At 38.1% G+C, this 25,479-nt stretch carries 23 protein-coding genes; 6 read left to right on the forward strand and 17 right to left on the reverse strand.

What is annotated here, in order from left to right:
* The first annotated feature begins 96 nt into the window (after window positions 1-96).
* Together BAQ49_RS27920 and blaIII are read left to right on the forward strand one after the other, a co-directional pair.
* Window positions 97-1,419: an MFS transporter gene (locus BAQ49_RS27920; RefSeq protein WP_071747939.1), complete on the forward strand. Its 1,323-nt coding sequence runs from the start codon at window positions 97-99 to the stop codon at window positions 1,417-1,419.
* A 716-nt stretch (window positions 1,420-2,135) separates the two neighbouring features.
* Complete coding sequence (gene blaIII / locus BAQ49_RS27930; protein ID WP_071747941.1) at window positions 2,136-3,083, forward strand: class A beta-lactamase BlaIII; 948 nt, start codon at window positions 2,136-2,138, stop codon at window positions 3,081-3,083.
* Between the two features lie 217 nt (window positions 3,084-3,300).
* Here blaIII and BAQ49_RS33180 read toward each other — a convergent pair whose 3' ends face one another.
* The 8 genes from BAQ49_RS33180 to BAQ49_RS27965 all read right to left on the reverse strand — a co-directional run bounded on the left by BAQ49_RS33180 (window position 3,301) and on the right by BAQ49_RS27965 (window position 10,759).
* Window positions 3,301-3,459 carry a hypothetical protein gene (locus BAQ49_RS33180; RefSeq protein ID WP_002087303.1) on the reverse strand — a complete coding sequence of 53 codons (159 nt, stop codon included), beginning with the start codon at window positions 3,457-3,459 and terminating at the stop codon, window positions 3,301-3,303.
* Between the two features lie 150 nt (window positions 3,460-3,609).
* A complete protein-coding gene (locus tag BAQ49_RS33185) occupies window positions 3,610-3,771 on the reverse strand; it encodes a hypothetical protein (protein ID WP_165616085.1) in 162 nt (53 codons plus the stop codon).
* 288 nt (window positions 3,772-4,059) lie between these two features.
* Window positions 4,060-4,584 (reverse strand): hypothetical protein, encoded by a 525-nt coding sequence (locus BAQ49_RS27940; protein WP_071747943.1) that lies wholly within the window; start codon window positions 4,582-4,584, stop codon window positions 4,060-4,062.
* Between the two features lie 646 nt (window positions 4,585-5,230).
* On the reverse strand, window positions 5,231-6,202 hold the full coding sequence (locus BAQ49_RS27945; RefSeq protein ID WP_071747944.1) for an ABC transporter ATP-binding protein: 972 nt from the start codon (window positions 6,200-6,202) through the stop codon (window positions 5,231-5,233).
* A complete protein-coding gene (locus BAQ49_RS27950) occupies window positions 6,195-7,187 on the reverse strand; it encodes an ABC transporter ATP-binding protein (RefSeq protein WP_071747945.1) in 993 nt (330 codons plus the stop codon). The genes BAQ49_RS27945 and BAQ49_RS27950 overlap by 8 nt, the downstream gene beginning before the upstream one ends.
* Before the next feature lie 26 nt (window positions 7,188-7,213).
* Window positions 7,214-8,065, reverse strand: coding sequence for an ABC transporter permease (locus tag BAQ49_RS27955; protein ID WP_071747946.1), 852 nt, complete (start codon window positions 8,063-8,065; stop codon window positions 7,214-7,216).
* Between the two features lie 6 nt (window positions 8,066-8,071).
* Window positions 8,072-9,022: an ABC transporter permease gene (locus tag BAQ49_RS27960; RefSeq protein ID WP_071747947.1), complete on the reverse strand. Its 951-nt coding sequence runs from the start codon at window positions 9,020-9,022 to the stop codon at window positions 8,072-8,074.
* A 147-nt stretch (window positions 9,023-9,169) separates the two neighbouring features.
* Complete coding sequence (locus BAQ49_RS27965; protein ID WP_071747948.1) at window positions 9,170-10,759, reverse strand: ABC transporter substrate-binding protein; 1,590 nt, start codon at window positions 10,757-10,759, stop codon at window positions 9,170-9,172.
* 318 nt (window positions 10,760-11,077) lie between these two features.
* On the opposite strand from BAQ49_RS27965, the gene BAQ49_RS27970 reads away from it, so the two are divergent.
* On the forward strand, window positions 11,078-11,416 hold the full coding sequence (locus BAQ49_RS27970) for a hypothetical protein (protein ID WP_071747949.1): 339 nt from the start codon (window positions 11,078-11,080) through the stop codon (window positions 11,414-11,416).
* 167 nt (window positions 11,417-11,583) lie between these two features.
* Here BAQ49_RS27970 and BAQ49_RS27975 read toward each other — a convergent pair whose 3' ends face one another.
* The gene (locus tag BAQ49_RS27975) at window positions 11,584-11,838 is read right to left on the reverse strand and encodes a hypothetical protein (RefSeq protein ID WP_071747950.1); all 255 of its coding nucleotides are present in this window, start codon (window positions 11,836-11,838) and stop codon (window positions 11,584-11,586) included.
* Window positions 11,839-12,310: 472 nt separating this feature from the next.
* Here BAQ49_RS27975 and BAQ49_RS27980 point away from each other — a divergent pair, with 472 nt between their 5' ends.
* Together BAQ49_RS27980 and BAQ49_RS27985 are read left to right on the forward strand one after the other, a co-directional pair.
* On the forward strand, window positions 12,311-13,678 hold the full coding sequence (locus BAQ49_RS27980) for an APC family permease (protein ID WP_071747951.1): 1,368 nt from the start codon (window positions 12,311-12,313) through the stop codon (window positions 13,676-13,678).
* Between the two features lie 24 nt (window positions 13,679-13,702).
* Entirely contained in the window at window positions 13,703-14,461 is a 759-nt protein-coding gene (locus BAQ49_RS27985; protein WP_071747952.1) for an SDR family NAD(P)-dependent oxidoreductase, read from the forward strand.
* 139 nt (window positions 14,462-14,600) lie between these two features.
* Here BAQ49_RS27985 and BAQ49_RS27990 read toward each other — a convergent pair whose 3' ends face one another.
* Genes BAQ49_RS27990 through BAQ49_RS28000 form a run of 3 tightly spaced genes read right to left on the reverse strand, consistent with a single transcriptional unit; the run spans window position 14,601 to window position 17,838 of the window.
* A complete protein-coding gene (locus BAQ49_RS27990; RefSeq protein ID WP_071747953.1) occupies window positions 14,601-15,578 on the reverse strand; it encodes an ornithine cyclodeaminase family protein in 978 nt (325 codons plus the stop codon).
* Window positions 15,572-16,807, reverse strand: coding sequence for a dicarboxylate/amino acid:cation symporter (locus BAQ49_RS27995; protein ID WP_071747954.1), 1,236 nt, complete (start codon window positions 16,805-16,807; stop codon window positions 15,572-15,574). The genes BAQ49_RS27990 and BAQ49_RS27995 overlap by 7 nt, the downstream gene beginning before the upstream one ends.
* Window positions 16,808-16,833: 26 nt before the next feature.
* Complete coding sequence (locus BAQ49_RS28000) at window positions 16,834-17,838, reverse strand: proline racemase family protein (protein WP_071747955.1); 1,005 nt, start codon at window positions 17,836-17,838, stop codon at window positions 16,834-16,836.
* A gap of 161 nt (window positions 17,839-17,999) precedes the next feature.
* On the opposite strand from BAQ49_RS28000, the gene BAQ49_RS28005 reads away from it, so the two are divergent.
* A complete protein-coding gene (locus BAQ49_RS28005) occupies window positions 18,000-19,379 on the forward strand; it encodes a sigma-54 interaction domain-containing protein (RefSeq protein WP_071747956.1) in 1,380 nt (459 codons plus the stop codon).
* Window positions 19,380-19,452: 73 nt separating this feature from the next.
* Here the strand turns inward: BAQ49_RS28005 and lhgO are convergent, their stop codons facing one another.
* The 5 genes from lhgO to gabT all read right to left on the reverse strand — a co-directional run bounded on the left by lhgO (window position 19,453) and on the right by gabT (window position 25,476).
* Entirely contained in the window at window positions 19,453-20,655 is a 1,203-nt protein-coding gene (lhgO, locus tag BAQ49_RS28010) for an L-2-hydroxyglutarate dehydrogenase (RefSeq protein ID WP_071747957.1), read from the reverse strand.
* 58 nt (window positions 20,656-20,713) lie between these two features.
* The gene (gene glaH / locus BAQ49_RS28015) at window positions 20,714-21,652 is read right to left on the reverse strand and encodes a glutarate dioxygenase GlaH (RefSeq protein ID WP_071747958.1); all 939 of its coding nucleotides are present in this window, start codon (window positions 21,650-21,652) and stop codon (window positions 20,714-20,716) included.
* Between the two features lie 647 nt (window positions 21,653-22,299).
* Window positions 22,300-22,653 carry a DUF3870 domain-containing protein gene (locus BAQ49_RS28020; RefSeq protein WP_001225454.1) on the reverse strand — a complete coding sequence of 118 codons (354 nt, stop codon included), beginning with the start codon at window positions 22,651-22,653 and terminating at the stop codon, window positions 22,300-22,302.
* 32 nt (window positions 22,654-22,685) lie between these two features.
* Complete coding sequence (locus tag BAQ49_RS28025; protein WP_071747959.1) at window positions 22,686-24,128, reverse strand: aldehyde dehydrogenase family protein; 1,443 nt, start codon at window positions 24,126-24,128, stop codon at window positions 22,686-22,688.
* A gap of 19 nt (window positions 24,129-24,147) precedes the next feature.
* On the reverse strand, window positions 24,148-25,476 hold the full coding sequence (gene gabT, locus BAQ49_RS28030; protein ID WP_071747960.1) for a 4-aminobutyrate--2-oxoglutarate transaminase: 1,329 nt from the start codon (window positions 25,474-25,476) through the stop codon (window positions 24,148-24,150).
* Window positions 25,477-25,479: the final 3 nt, after the last annotated feature.

Raw genomic sequence — 25,479 nt, forward strand, 5'->3', positions numbered from 1 at the left:
AATATTGAGATTTTAATTCGTGGACCGTACAATTCAACTATATTGAACGCGCTTTCATAATTATCATTTTATTTATAAGCAAGAGGAGGAATTAGTATGGCTCAAGCAAAATCTAACCGAGTCGCCGGCAATATCTTTAAAGGTTCCGTCGGCAATTTAATTGAATGGTACGACTGGTACGTTTACTCTGCATTTGCTGTTTATTTTTCAGCAGAGTTCTTTCCTAAAGGCGATCCAACTAGTCAATTACTGAACACGGCAGCTATTTTCGCAGTTGGATTTTTAATGCGCCCTATCGGCAGTTTATTAATGGGACGATATGCGGATCGTCACGGACGCCGGGCAGCATTAACGCTTTCCATTACCGTTATGGCCGGTGGTTCTTTAATTATTGCCTGTACACCGAGTTACGAAAGCATCGGTATTATGGCGCCAATTATTTTAGTTCTCGCCCGTTTACTTCAAGGGTTATCACTTGGCGGAGAGTATGGAACTTCCGCAACATATTTATCTGAGATGGCTAGTAGTGGACGCCGCGGTTTTTATTCAAGTTTTCAATATGTAACGCTCGTTGCTGGACAGATGGTTGCGTTAGGCGTTCAAATTGTTCTTCAGCAATTACTAAGCGAACCAGATATGAAAGCTTTGGGATGGCGTATTCCATTCATTATTGGAGCGATGGGCGCAGTAGCTGTATTATGGCTTCGACGTACAATGGATGAATCAGAGCAGTTCTCAAATATGGAATCGAAAAACCGCGAAAGCGCAGGAACCGTTCGCGCTCTTATGAAACATCCGAAAGCAGTATTAACAGTAGTCGGCCTAACTTTAGGAGGCACTGTTGCATTTTATACGTACACAACATATTTACAAAAATTCATGGTAAACACAGTCGGTCTTCCGAAAGAAGTTGTAAGCTGGATTAACTTTGTCGCACTACTTATATTCGTCGTACTTCAACCGATTGCTGGGCTATTATCTGATAAAATCGGACGCCGCCCACTATTAATGGCATTCGGTATTCTTGGAACGTTACTAACAGCACCGATCTTCTTCTTCATGGAAAAAACGACAGAGCCAATCGTAGCATTTTTACTCATGATGGTCGGTCTCATTATCGTTACTGGTTACACATCGATTAACGCAATTGTAAAAGCAGAACTCTTCCCAACTGAAATTCGCGCACTTGGCGTAGGTTTACCATATGCACTAACAGTTGCGATATTCGGCGGAACAGCTGAGTTCATCGCATTATGGCTAAAGAGTATCGGAATGGAATCACTATTCTACTTCTACGTAGCTGGATGTATCGCGATCAGCTTTATTACGTATTGGCGTATGGATGAGTCATCGAAGACTTCGCAGATTGAGGCGGAGCTTGGTGGTGGGGATAAACTAGCTAATAATAAATCTAGTTAAAATTACGTATGCTATGTTCTTCGTTTACCTGAACTCGATTTTCTTTATCTAAAAAAGCATAATTCATTAATATACAATTTAAAAACCTCTACTTATATGTAGAGGTTTTTGTATGACGAAAAAACACGTAGTTCCATTGTTATTTTACAAACCCCAAATTCTTCCTCATCTTAAAGTGGAACAAATTTATCCCTTAGAGTGTCTAATAAGTGTATTTCTAACATTAGTTGTCCAGATTGGATACAACATATCCCGTTTGACATCTATTTTTATGTATTACAAAAAAAAGAAAGGAGTTATTATCCCAAAAAGTGGAAAATATGCATCGTAATACTACGGTTAAGTATTACAAGTTTAATACTTTCACAGGTGAACCATTACAAGTGGAAACAAAAAAGAAACAACCCAAACCGTGACTTATCAATCATATAAAGTGAAACTTTAATCAGTGGGGGTTTTGTTCATCCCCAGCTGATTATCAGCCCTCACCAATCGGGCTTTTACGGGCAGCCCGACCCCCACCTAACTTCTTTGCTTCCGCTGAATTTTGAGGTGGGGGTCTTACTGCCCGTTAATGCGGGATAAACGTTTTGGATGTCATTTAACCTGTGAAATTTTAGCTGCAGTAGTATTGTTACCATATGCCATCTTTAATTGCATTGGTATTTAGAATACCTAGACAAAATCCATATATTCTTGAAAGAGGTTGAAAATTTATGTTCGTTTTAAACAAGTTCTTTAACATTTTACATTACAAAAAGATTGTGCCTGTAGTATTACTTTCATGTGTATCACTTATAGGCTGTTCCAATAGTAGCACTCAATCTGAACCACCTAAACAAGCGAATCAAGCTAATCAAATTAAACAAGAAAATACAGGTAATCAATCTTTCGCTAAACTTGAAAAAGAATATGATGCTAAGCTTGGTATTTATGCACTGGACACAGGTACGAATCAAACTGTTGCTTATCATTCAGACGATCGTTTTGCATTTGCATCCACATCTAAATCATTAGCTGTGGGCGCTCTTTTACGCAAGAACTCATTAGAAGCTCTTGATCAAAGGATTACGTATACTCATGAAGATCTTTCTAATTATAATCCAATTACTGAAAAGCATGTTGATACAGGAATGACGTTAAAAGAACTTGCAGATGCTTCTGTTCGATATAGTGACAGCACAGCACATAATTTGATTCTTAAACAGTTAGGGGGGCCCTCTGAATTTGAAAAAATCTTGAGAGAAATGGGAGATACTGTTACTACTTCAGAACGATTTGAACCTGAATTAAATGAAGTGCATCCAGGAGAAACACATGATACCAGTACACCAGAAGCGATAGCTAAGACACTCCAATCATTTACATTAGGAACTGCACTTCCAATAGAAAAACGTGAACTATTAGTAGATTGGATGAAGAGAAATACAACTGGAGATAAATTGATTCGTGCGGGCGTACCAAAAGGATGGGAAGTAGCTGATAAAACAGGCGCGGGATCTTACGGAACAAGAAATGATATCGCAATTATTTGGCCACCAAATAAAAAGCCGATTGTTCTTGCTATACTTTCTAATCATGATAAAGAAGATGCTAAATACGATGATAAACTTATTGCAGACGCAACCAAAGTCGTGTTAAATACCTTAAAAGCCACGGAATAAATGATAATAGGTTAAAAGTTTTCTATTTTAGGTGAGTGTTTTCATCAACTAAAAATTTAATAGTGTCCCAAAAACGAAATTTGGTGCTAACTTGTAATAAAAAGCTCATTTTTATTGTTTGGGGATAAATCGTTCTTTAAGCTTGATGGCGATTTGGTGCTACCTCTAAAACATCTGGACTTTAATAGCCAACTAAAAAATGCAAACAAAAAGACCTTTAATCAGTCGTTTTGTTTGCATTTCCTTTTTCTAAAACCACAGAAAAGATAAGTACTATAGTTAACACCATAATAAACCTTACTTCACTTCCATCACTTACAAAAAATGAATACAAAGTATAAATTAAAATTAATATTCCATAAATAACTTTGTGCAATGAACTCCCCCCTTTTTGCCGTATATATTTTAGTTTAAAAATTTAATTCAAGCCCTATATCAAAATGAAAATAAAAAGCACCTGTGATATACACAAAGTGCTTTTCTCTTGTCAATTTATCTATTTTCACTATATTTATCTACTTTCTTTTTATAACTCAAATTTCTTCGAATCGTACTTTTCTAGAGTTTGCTGCAATTCATTTTGTTCATATGGAATATGTTTATCTGTCTGTACATCTTCAACATTTTCTCCACCTGTTAATAATCTCCTGTACTTAAAAGAGCGCCCTGTTAATACTGTTGTAATCATTTTGTATTGCCCTCCTTTTGTTTGATTACTTGTATCATAAAACACGTATCTGAAGTTGATATGTAGTTTATCTAGAGTGTATGTAAATTTAAAAAATCTCTAATAAAATGTTTATGTTGTAACGTTACCACCAAAACTAGTGCTTCAAACACCATGATTTGAAGAGACAGTAACCCATATTCTAGCTTGAATTCCCGCCACAGTTCTATATTGAGTAAAACCGGTTGATTCCTATAATATAAAAAGAGCACCACTTTTTGGATGCTCTTCGTTATAACTATATATTATTTAATTTCCTTCTTTTGTTGGTACCATTTTTCCTTCTTGAGAGTCTGTGCCCTCTGTTCTTTCAACAGTTTTTGCATGCTCTGGTTTTTCAGGGGCTCCCATTTCAAATCCAGATTGAGAATCTGTACCTTCTTTTGTTGGTACCATTTTTCCTTCTTGAGAATCTGTACCTTCTGTTCTTTCAACAGTTTTTGCATGTTCTGGTTTTTCAGGGGCTCCCATTTCAAATCCAGATTGAGAATCTGTACCTTCTTTTGCTGGTACCATTTTTCCTTCTTGAGAACCTGTACCTTCTGTTCTTTCAACAGTTTTTGCGTCTCCTTTAGGAGTTGCTGGCACTGCATCTTTAGGTAAATCAAAGTTTTGTGAGAAAGACGTTGTTCCATCTGCACTTTGTGTAATTACTTGATTGGAACTATCTTCATTTGACTTTAAATTGTCCATTTTCGCATCATCTGCACCTACTGCACCTCCCGCTACCAATCCTGTACTTAAAAGTGCTCCTGCTAATAATGTTTTAATCATTTTTCATTACCTCCTGTTTATTTGTAATATTCATCAAAAAAGTATCTAGAGTTAATGTTTTAGTCATTATCTTTATCTACTTGCTTTTTGATTACATTTAGCATAAGACAAGAATCTATAGTTGATATGGACTGTATCTGGAGATTATGTAAAGAAAAATAGATGATCAATTGTATATCCTAATGGATGCTTAGACAAGATTGAAACTTTATATGAGTTTGAACAATTGAGTTCCCCTTTGTTTTTGGGTGTGAGGTTTTTAGCCGGAGTGGAGTGAGGGACTAACCTTTTCTAATTTGAAAGCAAACTTTTTATTATTAGTTTACATTCAAAACACTGTAAATAAAGATGTTAAAAATCCGCGAACAAAAAACCACATCTCATTGATGTCCATCCCATCAGAAGTATGGACGGAAATTAAATATAATCCTCCCCTGTCTTTATGCATTAAGATAGAAAAAATTATAAATATAGACTTAAATATTTTTTGAAAGGATATTGTTTAACAAACATAAAAAAGAGCTAAGGCTGTATGAGAACCTTAGCTCTTTTTTATGTTTATTATATAAATTATTTAACGCTACAAGCCATACCAACTATCATATTACCAACTGAAATACCACCAGGTCCCCCCGATGCTCCCCCTCTAAAACAAATGACAAGCCACCTCATGCCCCTTCGCAATCTCAACCATCTTCGGTACTTCTTGTGCGCATTTTTCAGTGGCGAATTTGCACCTTGTTCTGAATTTGCAGCCGGATGGTGAGTTTAGTGGGCTTGGTACTTCTCCCTCTAGGATGATCCGTTCTTTGCCTGTGTTTGTTGGATCTGGTTCTGGCATGGATGAGAGTAGTGCTTGTGTGTATGGATGTGCCGGTTTTGTGTATAGGTCTTCGCTGTCGGCAATTTCTACTATGTTTCCTAAGTACATAACTCCGATTCTATCTGATATATGTCTTACCATGGATAGGTCATGTGCGATGAATAAGTATGTGACGCCTGTTTCTTCTTGAATATCCTGCAGCATGTTTACGACTTGTGCTTGGACTGAGACATCTAATGCTGAGATTGGTTCGTCACATAGGATGAAGTCTGGTTTTACAGATAGTGCGCGCGCGATGCTTATGCGCTGTCTTTGGCCTCCGCTAAATTCGTGCGGGTAGCGATATAGGTGTTCTTCTTTTAGGCCTACTTTTTTGAGCAGGTCTAAAATGATTTCTTTTCTTTCTTCCTCTTCGTAAGATCCGTGAATGTTCATCGGTTCGCTAATAATTTGGAATACGTTCATTGTCGGGTTTAATGATGCGTATGGGTCTTGGAAAATGATTTGCATTCGTTTTCGATATTCTTTTAGTTCACTTTCTTTTAGATCTGCGATATCTTTTCCGTCGAATAGGATGTTACCTGAAGTGACGTCGTGTAAACGAATGATGCTTCTTCCTGTCGTTGATTTTCCGCAGCCGGATTCTCCTACTAGCCCGAATGTTTCACCCTTTTTAATTGTGAAGCTTAAGTCATCGACTGCTTTTAATTGCTCTGTTTTTCTGCCGAATAGTCCTTTTTTAATAGGAAAATACTTTTTTAAGTTCCGAACTTCAATTAAGTTTTCTTCATGCATGGGAATCACCTACCGCCCTATCATTTAGCCAGCACATAGAGCGCCTTCCGTTTCCGATTTCAAAATATGGCGGACGTTCTTTTTCACAAATGTCCATTTTATGTGGGCAACGCTCTGCGTATGGGCATCCTTTCGGCGGGTGTAATAAGTTTGGTGTTACACCTTGAATTGGCGCGAGTCTTTCTTTTACGCCGTTCGATATTTTTGGTAGAGAGTTTAATAGCCCTTTCGTATATGGATGATTCGGCGATTGGAATATATTAAGTACAGGTCCTTCTTCCATAATAAGCCCGCCGTACATAACGATGACGCGTGTACAGTTTTGCGCAACAATTCCAAGATCATGCGTAATGAGAAGCAACGACATATTCGTTTCGTTTTTTAAGTTTTTCATTAAGTCTAGTATTTGTGCTTGTATCGTTACATCAAGCGCTGTCGTCGGTTCGTCCGCAATGAGAATGTCTGGGTTACAAGACATCGCCATTGCGATCATAACCCGTTGCTTCATACCACCGCTTAGTTCATGCGGATATTGTTTTACCCTTTCTTCCGGTGAAGAAAGACCGACTTGTTTTAACAAGTTGACTGCGATGTGCTCTGCTTCTTTCTTTTTCACTTTTTGATGCCGAATAATTACTTCCGTCATCTGCTTTCCAATTTTCACGACTGGGTTTAATGCCGACATTGGATCTTGGGATATGAGTGAAATTTGATTCCCTCTCATAGAACGCAATTCTTTCTCCGATTTAGAAAGCACGTTTTCATTGTGAAATAGAATTTCTCCTTCTTTCACTTTCCCTGGCGACGTAACGAGGGCCATAACAGATTTCGCCATAACGCTCTTTCCGCTTCCCGATTCGCCAACAATCCCCACGACTTCACCCTTTTTCAAACTAAATGAAACGCCGCGAACAGCTTCTACTTCGCCGTCTTCTATGAAAAAAGAAGTCTTTAAGTTTTTTACTTCTAATAGTTTTTCAGACACTCTTCTCACTCCTTTCACTTAACACTTTAGTTCTCATTCCCAGCTCCTTTTGGTGCGAAAGCTTTCTTGAGCGCTTCACCAATTACGTTAAAACTTAGTACTGTTAATAAAATAAGGAACCCAGGGAAGAGTGTTAAATACCAAGCTTCACCTATGTATCCTTGCGCATTGTTCAGCATGCTGCCCCAAGAAGAATCTGGTTCTCTAATACCTAATCCTAAGAAGCTAAGGGATGATTCCATTAAAATAGATGTCGCAATTGTTAATGTCGCAGCGATTATAATGGTCGATAAAATGTTAGGAATGATATGTCTTACAATAATCATGAGTGATTTTTGTCCCGATACTTTTGCGTATAACACGTACTCACGCTCTTTTACAGATAATGTTTCTGCCCTTACGATACGTGCGGTGTCCATCCACGTTAATAGTCCGATAATAAGAACAAGCGTTGTAATTCCTGGTTTTAAATACGCATTTAATAACAACATTAAAAAGAACGAAGGAATTGACATTAAAACTTCAACAACTCGCATTAAGATGTTGTCTAACTTTCCACCAAAATATCCGCTAATTGTTCCAACTGCCGTACCGATTGTAATGGAAACGACCATCGCTAGAAAACCAACAGCAAGAGAAACTCTTCCGCCATATAACGCTCTCGTTAAGTAATCCCTTCCGTAATCATCTGTGCCGAAAGGATGACTTATACTCGGTTCTTGTAAACGATCTGGAATCGACATTTTGCTAGGATCGTACGGTGATACGAATGCGAAAAGAGACGCTATTGTTAAAACACTAAGTATAATAACTCCCATTAGTACAAACTTATTTTTTGTAAAATTATTTTTTATCGTTTGAAATCTCCTATTGTTCATTCCAAATCACCCCCTCATTCGAATGCGCGGATCTACTACGCCATATAAAATATCAGCAATTAAATTACCGAGAATTAACATGAACGATGATGATAATGTGATTGCCATAATAATTGGATAATCAAATCTAAAAATAGCATTCACCCCGAGTGACCCAAGTCCTGGCCATGAGAATACTGTTTCCGTAATGAACGCTCCGCCTACTAAACTTGGAATGGATAATCCGAAAATTGTAATGATCGGTATTAATACGTTTCGAAGTACGTGATTAAATAAAACTGTTTTCTTCGAAGCGCCGTACGCATATTGAATTTGTACGTAATCTTCTTCTAATTGCTGGATGGTACTTGAACGAATATATCTCATATAAACAGAGACGTTTTGGAACGCAAGCACCGCGCAAGGTAAAATGCCGTGCTGGACAATATCCCATAAGGAATCTTGACCGACTGTGCGCATACCCATACTCGGAAGCATGTTCAACTTTAAAGAGAATAGGTAGATTAATAGTATCGCGAACCAAAAGACTGGCATTGAGATTCCCACATAGGAGATAAAGTTCACAATGCGATCAAAGATAGAATTCTTTTTCACACCTGTAAATAGTCCAAGTGGTATTGCGATTACAAATGAGACGAGTAAAGATGATCCCATTAACCCGATTGTTGCAGGTAATCTTTCTGTGATAAGTTCTAAAACAGGACGGTGATTTTGAAGTGAGTATCCAAAATTCCCTGTTAAAATATTTTTTAACCATAAAATATATTGCATGTAAATCGGTTGATCTAGTCCTAAACTTTTGCGAATACGCTCGACATCAATTGGACTCATATTCGGCGTTACAAAGTTTCGAACGGGATCGCCCGGTGCCAGTTTTATTAATAGAAAAGAAATAATAGAAATAACAAATAAAAGCGGAATTGCATTTAAAAGCCTCTTTGCAATTACTTTATACACAAACTTCCCCCCTCAAGATAAAGTGAAACTTTAATCAGCAGGACTTCCACCTAACTTCCTCGCATTCGCCAAGTTTTGAGGTGTGAGTCTTACTGCCCATTAAAGCGGGATAAAGAAGCTGATTTCCACCAGCTTCTTCATAGTTTCTTATTTCACTTCATAAATTTTCGATAGATCTTCAAACATTGTAACTGGAATTGCTTTTGCTTCTTTTAATCCATCAAACTTTTTATCTACTGCAATAACTGCTTTCGGATATGCGATTGGAAGATAAGGTAAGTCTTCTCTCGCTGTATCTTGAATTTTATGGTATAGATCTGCGCGTTTCGTTTTATCTGTTTCAACTGCAGCTTCTTCCCATAACTTATCAAAGTCAGCATTTTTATAACGTGCATAATTGTATTCTGCATTACTTAAGAATAAGCTCTTATATGAATCTGGCTCTGGTCCCATTATGTAACCACCGAATGTAATGTCATATTCTTTATTTTCTTTATCTAAGCCTTTTTCGCTTGCTGCACTAGCATCTAATGCATTTAGTTCAACTTGCAAGCCAACTTCTTGTAATTTTTGCTGTGTATAAAGTGCTAAACTTTCCATAATTTTATTATTCGTTACATACATAACGCGTATTTTTTCTTTATCTTTTACACCAGCTTTTGCTAATAAATCTTTCGCTTCTTTTTGATCATACTTATACTCTTTTATATCTTTCGCATAATACATAGCGTCTGGTGTTAAGATTGAATTTGCCGGTTCTGCAAATTGACTAGAAACGAATGCTGAGTTAATCATTTCTTTCTTATCTAATGCATGCGCAATTGCTTGGCGCACTTCTTTTTTCTTCATAAGATCTGTATTAAAGTTATAAGCTAAGTAGAATAGTCTACCTTCAGGGAATGTCACCATTGAGAAGTTCCCAGTGCTATCTAATTTCTTAAAGTCTTGCGGCTCAATCATCTTCATATTAATTTGACCATTTTGAAGTGAAACATTTGCTGTATTACGATCTTTTACAACGCGGTATACGATAGAATCTAATTTCGCTTTACCAGCAAAATAATCATCGAATCGCTCTAACGCAACATATTCATCTGATTTAAACTCTTTTAATTTAAATGGGCCTGATCCAACAGGTTGTAAGTTTTTCTTACTCTTCACTAAATCTGCTTCACCTTCAAATACATGTTTCGGAATTGGGAAGAAATCGTTCATAACCCCTTCGAAAGACGCACTTACTTGTGGTAATACAAATTGAGTCGTTAGCTCATCCACTTTTTTCACCTCAAGCAGCTTTCCTTTAAAAATAAAGTTTTCACGGCTTGAACTATTTTGCTTCTCATCTAAAATAGATTGGAATGTAAATACAATATCGTCTGATGTAATTTTCTTACCATCATGCCATTTCAAATTATCTTTTAGTTTTAAAGTCCATGTTAATTGATCCTCTGAAGGCGTAAAGCTCTCAGCAAGAACAAACTTTTTCTTACCGTCTTCCATATGATACAGCGGTGCATATAAAGCTTGCTGTATCGTTAACGACACACGATCATTCGCATAAAGCGGGTTCATCGTATCTGGATTATCACTAACACCAACTGTTAACGTTCCTCCATCTTTCGGAGTCCCTGATTTACTAGTGTTCGCTTGCTTCGAAGAATCTTTCTCTCCTGAGCAAGCCGCTAATGCAATAAGTAATAGTAGGACAAATGGTAATGCAAACAACTTCTTCTTCATATTTCGACCCCTCTCGACTATTTACACCTATAAGAAAACTCGGAATTAATACCGAGTTTTCTTATAGGTTTTAAATTACCACTACCCGTATGTATTGTCAAACTTTTTCGCAAAGATAGAAAGTTTGAAATCTATCAATGAATCCTTGCGATAAACTATATTTATGCGGAGGGTAAAATAAAAAGACCACGAATAGATGGCCTCGTAAAATGAGTTAAAAAACTAGCAGCCTACAAGAAATTTCTCTGAAATGGTTGTTATATATAATTGAAAATGTAGAATGGGATTAAAGATAAAAAACATTTTTAGGAGGTTATCATGACATTTGATGAATTGAAAAAAAACAAACCAACAACCCCATGGATTGAGAATGATGAAGATGGGGAGTTTTTCACTGAAGAAAATATAAGTGCAACAAATAAAGTTCTCGATACTTACATTAACAATTTAGAGCAATTGGGTGAGAATCCAACCGAAGTCGAAATAATGCAAGTCGTTAAAGAAGTCGTTGTTAACATAAATGAATTAAATGACGAACATGACTATTTTATCGAAACAATGGAAAGAGAAGATCTCTATGAATTTATCGATACAGCAGCACGAATAGCTGGCTTAGAATCCGAAGAAGACATAACAGAAGAATGGCGAGAATGGTAAAAAAGCTGCACCTCTAATAATTAGAGGTACAGCTTTTTTCATACGTCAATTGAATTAATGATTTGATATCTGCATAGGATTCGCATGTTCCAACATATCATTAACATCTTCTAAATCAAATTCCTCTGGATCAAGGAACGATTCCCTTATATATATTATAGTAAAGACTAATTTACACCTTTTGAGACAACATCGCTTCTATCCTCTCCGATAAAAACTCTCCTATCCATCCGTAATCGATCTTCCGTCAACGTCAACTCTACATATCTATATTCACCTGAATTTTGTTGTACTGAAAGAATATATGTATTATCTCCATTCTTCGGTTCAGAACTTATATAGAATTTATGCTGAGGGAACCTGCCACCACCCGGTTGTGCTTCTTCAATAATAATTTCACCGCTTCGCTCGCCTTCTTGCAAGATAATTGATATATTTGGTCCTCCACTTGTATTAATTCAGCTAGCTTCTATTTGTGAGAATGGTATTTTCGTATTTGTACGATTAGATTGTTCACGTTTATCACTTTGTCCTATATACGCTTTGCTCTCATCAACAGGATCATAATTGTTCATAAACCATTTTCATCCTTATCGATTATATACCACTTTTTTGGAATTTATATATATACATTTAAATTAAAATAAACCTGTATTTCCCCACAACCAATACCACATCAGAACCCCCGCCCCACGCCTACCGGTCTTGTTAATTATCTCCAATAATATCCAACAATTTCTTGCAGATATTTATCTACAATTCTATCAGCGAACAGATCTAATTTTGCACTAATCCCATCAGTAATATTTTAGATAATAGCTTCGAAAAACATTATTGAAAATATTCAGAATTTTCACTATAATACTCTTAATATATTAAAAAAGGGGTGAATCTATGTCTCAGATTGAAACTGAAATAAGTCAATTTGGATACAAACAAGAATTAAAGCGAAGCCTTGGTTTAAAAGAGCTGACCATTTATGGCATGGTCTTTATGGCTCCATTGGCGCCGATGCAAGTGTATGGAATGGTAGCACAGCAAAGTTTTGGCATGTCATGTTTAGTGTATATCGTAGGGGTAATTGCCATGTTGTTTACTGCCTACAGCTATAGCCATATGGCAAAAGAATTTCCTATATCTGGATCTGTATATTCGTACATTCAACGTGCAGTAAATCCACATGTTGGATTCGTAGCAGGCTGGATTATCCTTGCTGATTATGTTCTACTGCCTGCATTGTTGTATTCGATGACTGGAAACTGGATGACCGGGATTTTTCCTACTGTCCCTTCTTCTGTATGGGCGTTGCTGTTTATTGCTATTAATACGTATATTAATATCCGCGGAATCACAGTTACTTCTCGAATGAACATGATTATGTTTTATGTACAAGTCGTCGTCATTGCAGCCGTATTGATAGTTGGTATTAACTATGTGTTTATAGGAGGTCACGGCACTGGTGGATTTACCCTTGATCCATTTTTCCAATCTCAACATTTCAATTTTGGATTGATTGCCACTTCAACTACAATCGCCGTCCTTGGTTTCTTAGGTTTTGATGGGATTAGCACGCTGTCGGAAGAGGCAACAGAACCAAGAAAAACTGTTGGAAAAGCAACGGTTCTTTCTATTGTATTTATCGGCTTTTTCTTTGTGGCTCAAGCGTATATCGCACATTTGATCCATCCAAACTATGCCAACCTTGATCCAGATTTAGGGTACTTTAATATTTTGAAAGAAGCTGGTGGTACCGCCTTTTACGTAGTCATAATCCTTATCAACGTAGTTGCTATAGCCGGAGCTGTAAATTTAAACTGTATGGCAGCGACCTCTAGAATTCTCTATTCTATGAGTCGTGACAATCTTCTACCATTTTCGAATGTATTTAAGAAGATTCACCCAAAATATCAATCACCTGTAAATTCAACTTATTTATCTGCAATCATATGTGCCGTTACTGTTCTCACGTTACCAACAGAAACAATCTTAATGGTTGTTAACTTTGGGGCCGTTACTTCATTTATGATTTTAAATTTATGTGTTTGTTGGTACTTTTTCTTTAAAAAGAGAAATCGTGGTTTGAAATCTTTTATATATTATTTGGTTATGCCTTTGATTGGCTTTGGCATTGTTACTTTTGTTTGGTCAGGCTTTGGCCTAAAGACCTTTATTTTTGGAGCTTGCTGGTTAATTCTCGGCATTACGGTGGGAGCAGTTAAATCAGGAGGATATAAAATAAAACCACCGGCATTCCGAGAGTAATACAATTTAATGGAGGGTTGGCGTATGAGATTATTAGGAAAAGTTGCAATTGTAACAGGAGCTGGAAGAGGAATTGGTGCAGCTATTGCAAAACGATTCGCTAAAGAAGGAGCGAAAGTTGTAGTGAGTGATATCATCGACCAAGGAGCGGAGGTGGCAGAAGAAATACAAAATGCTGGTGGCGATGCTGAATTTTTCCGTATAGATGTTTCAGATTCCAATCAAGTTCAAAATTTAATCAATTATACTGTGGAACATTTTGGCGCTTTACACGTTATTTGTAATAATGCGGGGATAAATGTTCCTGGGAGAATTGAGAATATCACGGAAGAAGTGTGGGACCGAACGATGGATGTAAATGTGAAATCCATGTATCTTACGACCAAGTTCGGTATCCCTGAACTGAGAAAAAGTGGTGGAGGATCTATCATTAATTTAGGATCTGTAAACAGCTTAGTTGCAGAGCCTATGTTATCTGCATATGTAGCTTCCAAAGGCGCTATATTAATGCTTACCAAGGCTATAGCGTTGGATTATGCTAAGGAAAATATTCGCGCCAATTGTATTTGTCCAGGTTGGGTGAATACTACTATTAACGATGCGCATGCAAATCTAATGGGTGGCATTGAAAATGTACTAAATAGTATTGATGACTTCCAACCGATTGGTCGTGTCATTCATACAGACGAAATTGCGAATGTAGCCTTATTCCTTGCCTCAGATGAATCATCAGCAATGACCGGTAGCGCTGTCGTTGTAGACGGCGCCATGACAGCTAAATAAAAAAGGTAATCACATATTAGATATGACTAATGTGTGATTACCTTTTTATTTTTAAACAGTACGAATTTATTTCAAACCTACACTTGAAAACATATAACCTCTCCCCCACCATGCAAAAAAAGACCACCAAAAGGCAGCCTCACAACTGAATCATAGTACCCACTCCACGCTCCACCGCTTTCTCATACAAATACTTCGCAGCGACGATATCCACTACCGCCAAACCAACCGATTTAAAAATAGTAATCTCTTCATCGTTCTCTCTACCAACTTTTTCTCCGCTTATAATTTGACCAAGTTCGGCGTGAAGATTGCTAGCTTCGAATAGACCTTCTTTTATTGGAACTTGAAGGTCGCCTGTTTCTTCTAGTGCTGCTTCTTTTGATTCGACTACTACTTTGTTTGCGCTTGTGATGGCGTGAGATGGTAGTTCTTGCATGCTCGGTCTAAATGAACCGACGGCGTTTATGTGGACGCCTTTTTGTAGTTTTTCTGAGAAGACTGGTGTGGATGCATTCGTTGTTGTGACGATGATGTCTGCTTCGCTTATTGCTTCATTTGGATCTCTGTAGACGTAAGCTGGTTTGTTGAATTTTTCTTGTATATATTGTGCAAATACATACGCTTTTTCTTCCGTTCGGTTATACAGTATGACTTTTTCAATATCCCTAACTGCGAGCACCGCTTCAGCAATTCCTTTCGCCTGTTCACCGGTACCGATGATGCATAAAGTTTTTGCGTTATGACGAGCTAAATGTTTTGTCGCTACTCCTGATAAGGCGCCTGTTCGAATCATCGTTAAGTACGATCCTTCTAAAAGTGCGAGCGGTTCTCCCGTTTGAAAGTCTGATAGCATAACAATTCCGTTTATCGTTTTCTTTCCTAACTTCTTATTATGAGGAGCTACCGTTACTACTTTTAAACCGAGAGCTTCAAGCCCTTCCGCTACTGAAGGCATAATTAATGCGGTATTTTGCTCGTTCGCAAATGGTAATGAGCCGCGAATTGGTGTGATCGTTCTTTCTGCTGAAAATTCTTTTAAAGCAAGCGCCGCGTATTCAATGACTTCATTCATATTTACTAAGTTTTTTTGTTCGTTCGCGCTTATGACTAGCATATTTGTTCACCCTTTTCTACATTCTTTTCTTCACTAGACGCGATATTTTCATTCACGACCTGCGCCCCTACTAAATCACCCGTAATATTTACAACAGTGTGGCCCATATCAACGAGCGGAGAAACAGCTGCGATAATCGGGATAATTGTTAGCGGCAGACCGAGTGTGGAAAGTAAAATGGTCGCGGTAATAACGTCCGCACCTTTTACTCCAGCACACCCCGCTGCAAGGACGATTCCTAAAAATACAGTTTGCATAATAAGCCCAAATGTAATCGGAATACCGTATACGTTTAATGCGAAAACCGCTAAAACACCAAGTGCCGCTGATAGTCCGTTCATATTAACAGTAGCTCCAAGCGGAATAGTGAAACCAGCTACCGATTCAGGGATGCGAAGTCTTTTTTGCGCAACTTCCATCGTTACTGGAAGCGTTGCGCTACTTGATGTCGTACTAGCAGCTACGAGCATAGCTGGACTCACTTGTTTGTAGAAATGAATTGGGCTTATTTTCCCGAAAACTTTCAGTACAATTGGGTACATAATGAACACAATGAGTAGCAATGATAAATAATCAGCTACTACATAGCTAACGACCGCAGTAAGCATGTCAGCTCCAAATGTGCCAACTACATGAGCAATTAACGCCATAATCCCATATGGTGCAAATCCGATAACGAGCTCTGCAATTTTAATCATGACTCCTGATCCTTCATGCACTAATTTACGAATTCCTTTCGCTTGATCCCCGAGAAGAATAAGTGCCACCCCGACAAAAATAGCAAAGATTATAATTTGAAGCATACTCGTTTCTGAAGCTGCTTGAATGACGTTAGAAGGAAACCATTGCACGATATTATCTACAAAACTAAACTTCTCTTCTTTAAAGTTCTGTCCATTCGCAAGAAGACCTTCTACTCCTTTACCAGGGTTGATAATAAAAGCGATCACTACGCCAATACTAGTCGCTAATACAGCAGTAATTGCATAGTAAATAAAAATTCTCCCGCCAATTGCCCTTAACATTTTCGGATTTTCAAGCTGCGCGATACCTGAGACGATACTTAAAAAAGTTAAAGGAACGATAATCATTTGTAATAAGCGAATAAATATATCCCCAATCGGCTTTAAAACAGCTACTTTCGGTCCAAATACTACCCCTAAAGCAATACCAATTAATGCCCCTATCAAAATTTTCACAGGTAAATTTTGTTTTCGCCACCACTTCATCCAAAGGCCCCTCCCTTAAGAAAACATTAAGCTAACAAAAACCCCCGCTTCAAATCATCTCTCGGATCTACTACAAACTGATGAAATCCTGTAATAAACGCATTCCCCGTTACTTTCGGAACGACAGCTTCATATTTGTCTACCTCTGTTACGGATAACACTTCTCCTTCAAATTGTCCGTCAGTAATGCATTCGTGGATGAATGTTTCTCCCTTTTGCAGAGCGTCTTTTTCAAAAAGGGTTGCGATTCTTGCGGAAGTTCCTGTGCCGCAAGGAGAACGATCTACTTGCCCGTCAGCAAAGATCGTTACATTTCGTAAAGTGGCATCTTTTCCTTTCGGTTCATCTGAGAAAATAACGCCGTATATTCCTTTTAAATCTTCTTCAAGTGGATGTTTTACTTCCATTTGGCTTTCAATGTAGTGTTTAATTTTACCGCCCCACGTTTGAATTGCAGCTAAATCTTTGAAATCGACTTTCAAACCAAATTCTTTACTATCTACAACAGCGTAGAATGCTCCACCAAATGCGATATCTACTTGGAATTCATAGTCATCTATTTTGATAGGAACGTCTTTTTTGTATACGAAAGAAGGAACGTTTTCAAATGATACAGACTCTACTTCGCTCCCGTTAAATTTTGCGTACGCAATAACTTCCCCAGCAGGGCTATCAATAATGAATTTTTGTTTTTCGCCTGTCACTTCAAACATCCCCGTTTCAATCCCGACTGTAATAACAGCGATAATGCCGTGACCACACATCGTACTCCAGCCTTCATTGTGCATAAATAAAACACCAAAATCAGCGTGAGCACTTGCAGGCGGAGTAATGATACAACCGTACATGCCGTGATGTCCTCTCGGTTCATACATAAGAACTTCACGAAGATGATCCAAATGTTCCATACAGTATGCGCGTCTTTCTAATTGCGTTTCTCCTTTTATCTCTGGCACTCCCCCCGTAATAATTCGGAGTGGTTCTCCAGCTACGTGAGCATCAATTGTTGTGTATATTTTACTAACCTTCATTTCTATCTCTCCTTCATACTTTTATACTCTTTTCATTGCAAGTATCATGCCAACATACCAATCGTTAATTTGTTTACATTTTTCTGAAAAAGGTGTATCCTTTTGGCAACAAATCTGTATACTACTGTCTACTTTTTGATAAAATTTCCGGAGGCTACACTATGAAACAATTCGATAGCTTTGCAGTTCCAACGTTACATACACTCCTCTCTTACGTAGAAGAAGCGATTTCTATCGTAAATACGAAGGGCGTTATGTTGTACTGGAATGAGGCAGCAGAAAAAATGTATGACATTAAGAAAGAAGATATTATCGGTAGAAATGTGCAAGAGTTTTTTTCAAAGGAAGATATTATGAATTTGAAAGTTCTTGAGAGCGGGCAACCGGTTCGGGATATTTATCATCTTCCTCGGCCAGATAAGCACGTCTTAATTAGTACGACTCCTATTTATGATGAAAACAATGAATTAATTGGTTCTATGTCTGTAGAAAGGGATATTACCGCGACGATTAAGTTAAATGAAAAATTATCCTCTACTTCTGAAGAATTACAGCAATTAAAGCAAATGATTCAGCATCAACAAGATGACCCCTTCAGCACGATTAAAGGTAATAACGCAACACTTCAGCACATTATCCACAACATGAAAAAGGTAGCAAAAACTGATGCGACGATTTTAATTACAGGAGAAAGCGGCGTTGGGAAAGAGCTATTTGCCCAGGCCATTCACGAAGCAAGCCTTAGAAACAAGCAACCCTTTATCCCGATTAATTGCGGCGCTATTCCTGCCGCTCTCTTTGAAAGTGAGTTATTCGGTTATGAATCTGGGGCATATACTGGAGCCGCTAAAGGCGGAAAAGCAGGAAAGTTAGAATTAGCAAATGGCGGTACTTTATTTTTAGATGAAGTGGGAGAACTCCCCCTTGATATGCAAGTGAAACTACTTCGCGCTTTACAAGAAAAAGAGATTTACCGAATTGGCGGACAAACGCCGAAAAAAATAAACGTAAGAATTATTGCCGCGACGAATCGTATTTTAGAAGATATGGTGCTCAGCGGAACTTTTCGATCTGATTTGTTTTATAGATTAAATGTTTTCACAGCGCACATCCCGCCGCTAAGAGAGCGCACAGACGATATTTCCTTTTTAACTCATCATTTCTTAAAAGAATTTTCGTTTAAATATAACAAGCCCGCTCCTTTCGTTCATCAAGAAGCAATGAACCGACTACACACATATTTTTGGCCAGGTAATATTCGCGAACTGCGCAATATAATAGAAAGATTAATTGTCCTTCATGACGGGAAAGAAATACGGGAAGTAAATATTTTGCAACTATTGCCTTCGCAAAAGTCTGTCCATCATACAGAGCGTTCACTCACTGATGAGAAAAAGAACTTAGAGAAAACTAGAATTATACAAGCTCTCGAAGACACGTACGGAAATAAAAGCATCGCTGCGAAAAAGTTAGGCATGTCCCGGGCTAATTTATATAAGAAATTAAAGAAGTATGGGATTACTTATGAAGTAGAGCGTTAAGCAGTGTGGGGACTTACAACCAGCCAACCACTAAACAAAAAAATCCCCCGAAACCCGGGGGACCCATTACCCATCAAACCCTAACCGCCACAACATCTGGCACTTGCTTCGCAATCTCCTCACCAATCTTTATACTAGCCGTCGCAGCTGGAGATGGCGCATTACAAATGTGCAGAGAATTGATGCCAGGGATAATACAAAAGTCATCAACCATATTTCCGTTTGATAAAATGGCTTGTGCCCTTACACCTGCATGGGTTGGCACGATATCTTTCTCTGTAAGTTCTGGTATTAAGCGCTGTAAGCTTTTTAGGAATGATTGTTTACTGAATGAGCGCACCATTTCTTTTATGCCTTCTTTCATATTTGGCATCGCCATTTTCCAGAAGCCTGTGTATGTCATTGTTTCCATGAAGTCTTTTATGTTGAAGTCTGTTTTCGTATAGCCTTCGCGTTTGAAACTTAATACGGCATTTGGTCCTGCATGTACGTCTCCGTTTATCATTCTTGTGAAATGAACACCTAAAAACGGAAATTCTGGGTTTGGAACTGGATAGATTAAATGTTTTACGAGATGGCGTTTTTCTGGGACAAGTTCATAATATTCACCACGAAACGGAACAATTTTCATGTCCGTTAATATGCCTGTCTTTTTCGCAATACGATCGCTATGTAATCCAGCGCAATTAATGAGAAATTTCGTTTTAAATGCGCCTTTGTTCGTCTCAATTGTTACGGCGTCTTTCTTCTCAGTAATACGCTCTGCGGCTGTTCCTAAATGTACTTCTCCACCGCTTTCTTGAATCAAACGGGCAAATGCATAACTTACTCCTTTATAATCAGCAATCCCGCAAGACGGAACACGGATTGCCCCAAGTCCTTTTACATGAGGTTCAATTTCAGTTAATTCTTCCTTATCTATTTTTAAAATATGTAAATCGTTTTGTAAGCCTCTCTCATATAAATTATGTAAAAGAGGAAGTTCTTCTTTTTCTGTAGCGACAATTACTTTTCCGCACATGTCATAAGCGATGTCATTTTCTTTACAAAATTGAACCATAGCTGCGTTTCCTTCTTTGGCAAACTTCGCTTTATAACTCCCTGGTTTATAATAAATTCCAGAATGAATTACTCCGCTATTATGTCCAGTTTGATGATGTGCAAGTTCCTTTTCTTTTTCAATGATCGCGATTTTCGCACGAGGGAATTTTTTCGTTAAAGCCATTCCCGTTGAAAGCCCAACAATTCCTCCGCCAATAATTATAAAGTCATACATCCTACTTCCCCCTTAATATGATGAAAGGCAGGCCTTTTTTAAGACCCGCCGTACAAACTTATTTAGAAAAACAACCACGTTGACGCATTAGTTCTCTATATAAATCTTTATTTTTCTCAAATGCAGCTCTTCCGTGCATCCAAAATAAGTTGTTTAAAAGAACTAAGTCACCAATTGGTAATTTCAATGCATGTGTTGCTGGCGAATTTTCAACAGAATATGATAAGTCTTTCAAATAGTTTGCTTGTTCAATATTATCTGGATAAGCGAACTGATCAATAAAGCAAATACACGGTGCGTTATTTACGTCAAAAAATGTTTCACGATAGACGATTTCTTGCGAATTTTTACTTGGTGGTGCTTTATACGTAATTTTAACAGATGCGAGTGAATGATCTCTAAATTTCTGAAGATCTTCCCAATCGTCTAAATGTAATAAACGAGATTCTCCGCCTACTGCATTTTGCTCTTCAATTTTCATCATAAGAAGCCAATCTGTCGGCTCATCAACGAATGTACCGTCTGTATGCAGTGTAAACAATCGGTACGCTTGACGAAGGTAAGAATCACTACTATCCGTATCTTTCACATTAAATCTAGCATAATACGTTCCTGTCATTGCATCAAAGTTTGGCTCCCCGATTAAATGTGTTAATGCTGTTGCAAATTTCACATAGTCTGCTGGATCTGATGTTTCACCTTGCACCCCAATTGTAAATCCGCCCGTTTCACGGTCATGAATAATGCCGCGAATGTTATCCATAAATGATTGCCCAAAAATCTTTCTCATTCCATCCGCAAGATTAAATCGAGAATAAGGAATGTATTGCAGTGACTGCTCTGAATGCTCTTTTACCTCTTCAAAAAACTGCTTAAGCAATTGCTGGTTTAGCGTAATATGATATAAACGTTTATGCTCTGGATGAGGAGCAATTTCATACCCCTCATATTTCTTTGCAAATTTCATCTTCGTATTTTGTTCTGTAATAATCGACATTTCAATTCCTCCCTAATTTAAATATGAAGAACGTATTGACGCTTTTTACAGACAGTTATCCTTATCTTCTTATGCTGAGATTCGGTCTTACTGTCCTAACAACGAAAAAGCCAGTTATACGCATACCACGACATAAAATCGTAGAAACGTACAACTGGCTCATAATTACGAATGTTCTTTAATCTCTTAAAGTACAATAATAATAGACAGTTTGTATGAAAATATTTGTAAAACAGGAAAGCAAGATCGGATATAGAGAAGGCTAATTTCTCGTATGGATCTTATTAATTAAATAATAATTCAAAATATTATAACTGTCAATTCGTTTTTTATTATTTCCTCGACAAACTTTACACATTTTACAAATCCCCTTACTTTCTGCGCACCCTCTTTTTTTCGTCTCTTGTTTTACCACTTGAACTTCATTTAACTTTTTCATCTTTCTTACCTCCCAAATAAAATAAGCCAGTCGTATCCCGTTAACGGAAATACAACTGGCTCTCGTTTATGGCGATATAAAGTGAAACTTTGATCAGTGGGGACGTAGTTCATCCCCACTGATCATTAGTTTCACCAATCGGGCATTTACGGGCAGTTGATCTGTGGAGATCTTACTGCGCGTTAATGCGGGATAAACTAGACAGTTTTTATGGTGTTGTTTCCTCGTACTCTCCTTCTAGCTGTTCATCATTTAAATAACTTACATATTGGCGATGCAAATCTTTTACCGCACTGACAATAGCATTTTGCGCTTTTCCTTGATAATGGTCCATAATATCTTGAACTATTTCTTCAATACCATCTTGCAAACTATGTCCTCTCAACATTTGAGCGACGAAGTCCCTACCATGCTCTGTCGCAAGCGTACATGACGCTTCAATAATGACGTGATATTTATGATCTGCCTCAATTGTAATCGTTAATGTTTCGTACATACTGCGAACAGCCATCCCTTTCGGAAGTCTCGAATGTCCTGCCATAAAAAATGTCCCTTTACGCATATTTCATCCTCCGTTACTATGTTTTTTACTGTTTATACTTGATCTACGTATACTGTCTTTATTCTCGTATAAAATTCTTTCGCTGCTTTTCCTTGTTCACGCGGTCCAGCACTAGAGTTTTTCATTCCACCAAACGGAACTTGTGGTTCTGCTCCTGCAGTTTCTGAATTCACATGAACCATTCCAACTTCCATATCATCAATAAACCTTTGCGACAAACTTAAATTATTTGTACAAATCGATGCACTTAATCCGTATTCTGTATCATTTGCTACAGAAACTGCTTCTTCATAACTATTCACTTTAAATAAACATATAACTGGGCCGAAAATCTCTTCTTTTGCAATGCGTGCATCTTTGTCTACATTTTCAAAAATAGTCGGTAAAACATAACACCCTCGCTGCAGCTCAGCTTCGTCTGGCACGCTACCTCCATACAGTAAGGAAGCCTCTCCTTTTCCTACTTCAATCATCGATAGAACAGATTGCTGCTGCCCCTTTGAAACACATGGACCCATAAATGTATTACTATATAGCGGATTCCCAACTGTAAGAGCTTCAGTGCACTGCAACAGTCGATCACGGAATGCTTCATAAATGCCCTCTTCAACTATTACTCTACTTGTTGCGGTACATTTTTGCCCCGTTGACATAAACGCACCTTTTATCGCAATATTTACCGCCTTTTCAATATCGGCATCTTTTAATACAACTAACGGATTTTTTCCGCCCATCTCTAATTGTACTTTTTTCCTAGTTTCAACGGCTGCTTTCTGAATGATATTTCCAACGTGATTAGAGCCAGTAAAAGATACCGCTTTTATATCAGGGTTTCCCGTTAATTCTGCTCCAACTTCAGAACCTTTTCCGAATACACAATTTATAACGCCCGCTGGAATACCAGCCTCATGAAAAGCATTCACAAGATGGTACACCGATTTTGGCGTAACTTCAGCCGGCTTAATGACAATCGTATTTCCGTAAATAAGTGCCGGCGCCATTTTCCACGCTGGAATCGCAATTGGGAAGTTCCACGGCGTAATTAATCCGACTGGTCCTACTGCTACACGTTTACTGTAAAGCATCGTACTTTCATTAGCAGACGGGATGATCTCTCCAATCGGCTGATTTGCTTCCCCGGCATAATATTCAAGAATGCTAATCGCTCGCTTCGTCTCTCCTATTCCTTCTGCAATCGTCTTTCCTTCTTCATTCGTTACATCCCGGCCAACTTCATTTACCTTTTCTTTTAAAATAGCTGCCGCTTTCCATAAATAACTTGCTCTCTCTTGGAACGATAACTTTTGCCATTTATGAAAAGCCTCTTTCGCTGATGCAATTGCAACTCGTGTATCTTCTACTGAACTAAACGGGAATTCACCTAACACTTCCCCGTTATGCGGATTATAATTTTTCACATGTGCATTCGTGGAAGGCTCTCTCCACTCACCGTTTATATAATTGAAAAACTTCATTCCCCTGCCCCCACCGTTTTTATTTTGATAGTTTCGCAATAGCAGCTTCTAAAATAGTAAGCCCTTCTTCAAGCTGTTCATCCGTTATAACAAGAGGCGGCAAGAAGCGAAGTACGTTACTATAAATACCGGCGCTTATCGTAATGACCCCTTTACTATGCGTTTCCTTCATAATCGCTTTAACTTCTTCCGCTGCTGGCTCTTTCGTCTCTTTATTTTTTACAAGCTCAATTGCCGTCATAGCACCAAGGCCCCTAACATCGCCAACTAGTTCATATTTCTCTTTCCAGCTATTAAACACTTCCATCATACGCTCGCCAATTTCTACAGCGCGCTTCACTAAATTCTCTTCTTCGATTACATCTAAAACAGCTAATGCAGCCGCGCAAGCAGCCGGACTTCCTGAGAAAGTACCACCTAATTGACCTGGTCCAGGTGCATCCATCAAATCCGCTCTTCCTGTTATCGCGCTTAGCGGCATGCCAGCAGCGATTGATTTTGAGAAAGTCATTAAATCAGGAGCTACGCCGAAATGATCCATTGCAAATAAACTACCTGTACGAGCAAAACCAGTTTGAATTTCATCCGCAATCATAATGATTCCGTACTTATCACAAATATTCCGGACACCTTGCATGAATGTAGTCGTCGGAACGATAAATCCGCCTTCTCCTTGAAGCGGCTCCAAAATAATCGCAGCAATATTATCACTTGCTACTTCCTCTAACATAAAGCGTTCGAAATACGCTAAAATTTGTGCATCTACTTCTTCTTGTGTTAGCCCTTCGTCAGCGCGGTAATAATACGGATATGGTAATTTATATACTTCTGATGCAAACGGTCCAAATCCATGTTTGTACGGTTTCACCTTACTTGTCAGTGACATCGTCAAAAGTGTACGCCCGTGATATGCACGCTCAAACGAAACAATCGCACTTCTTCCAGTTGCTTTTCTAGCAATCTTCACCGCATTTTCTACTGCTTCAGCTCCGCTGTTCGCAAACATCGTTTTTTTCTTGAAATCACCTGGCGTTAACTCATTCAGTCTTTCCGCCAATGTAATATAACTTTCATACGGCGCTACATGAAAACAACTATGAATAGAAGATTCCACTTGATCTTGAATCGCCTTTACTACTTTCGGATGACAATGCCCAACATTTTGCATACCAATTCCGCCCGCAAAGTCTATTAATTCGTTACCATCAACATCAGTAATAATCGCGCCTTTTGCTGATTGCACATACAACTCTGTAATATTGTAAGGCCCTTCTGGCACCGCATTTTTTCTTCTTTCGTGTAATATGCTAGATTTTGTAGTTGTAATATCCTTCTTCTCTTTCAACATGGT

This window comes from Bacillus proteolyticus (genome assembly GCF_001884065.1).
Classification (GTDB): domain Bacteria; phylum Bacillota; class Bacilli; order Bacillales; family Bacillaceae_G; genus Bacillus_A; species Bacillus_A proteolyticus.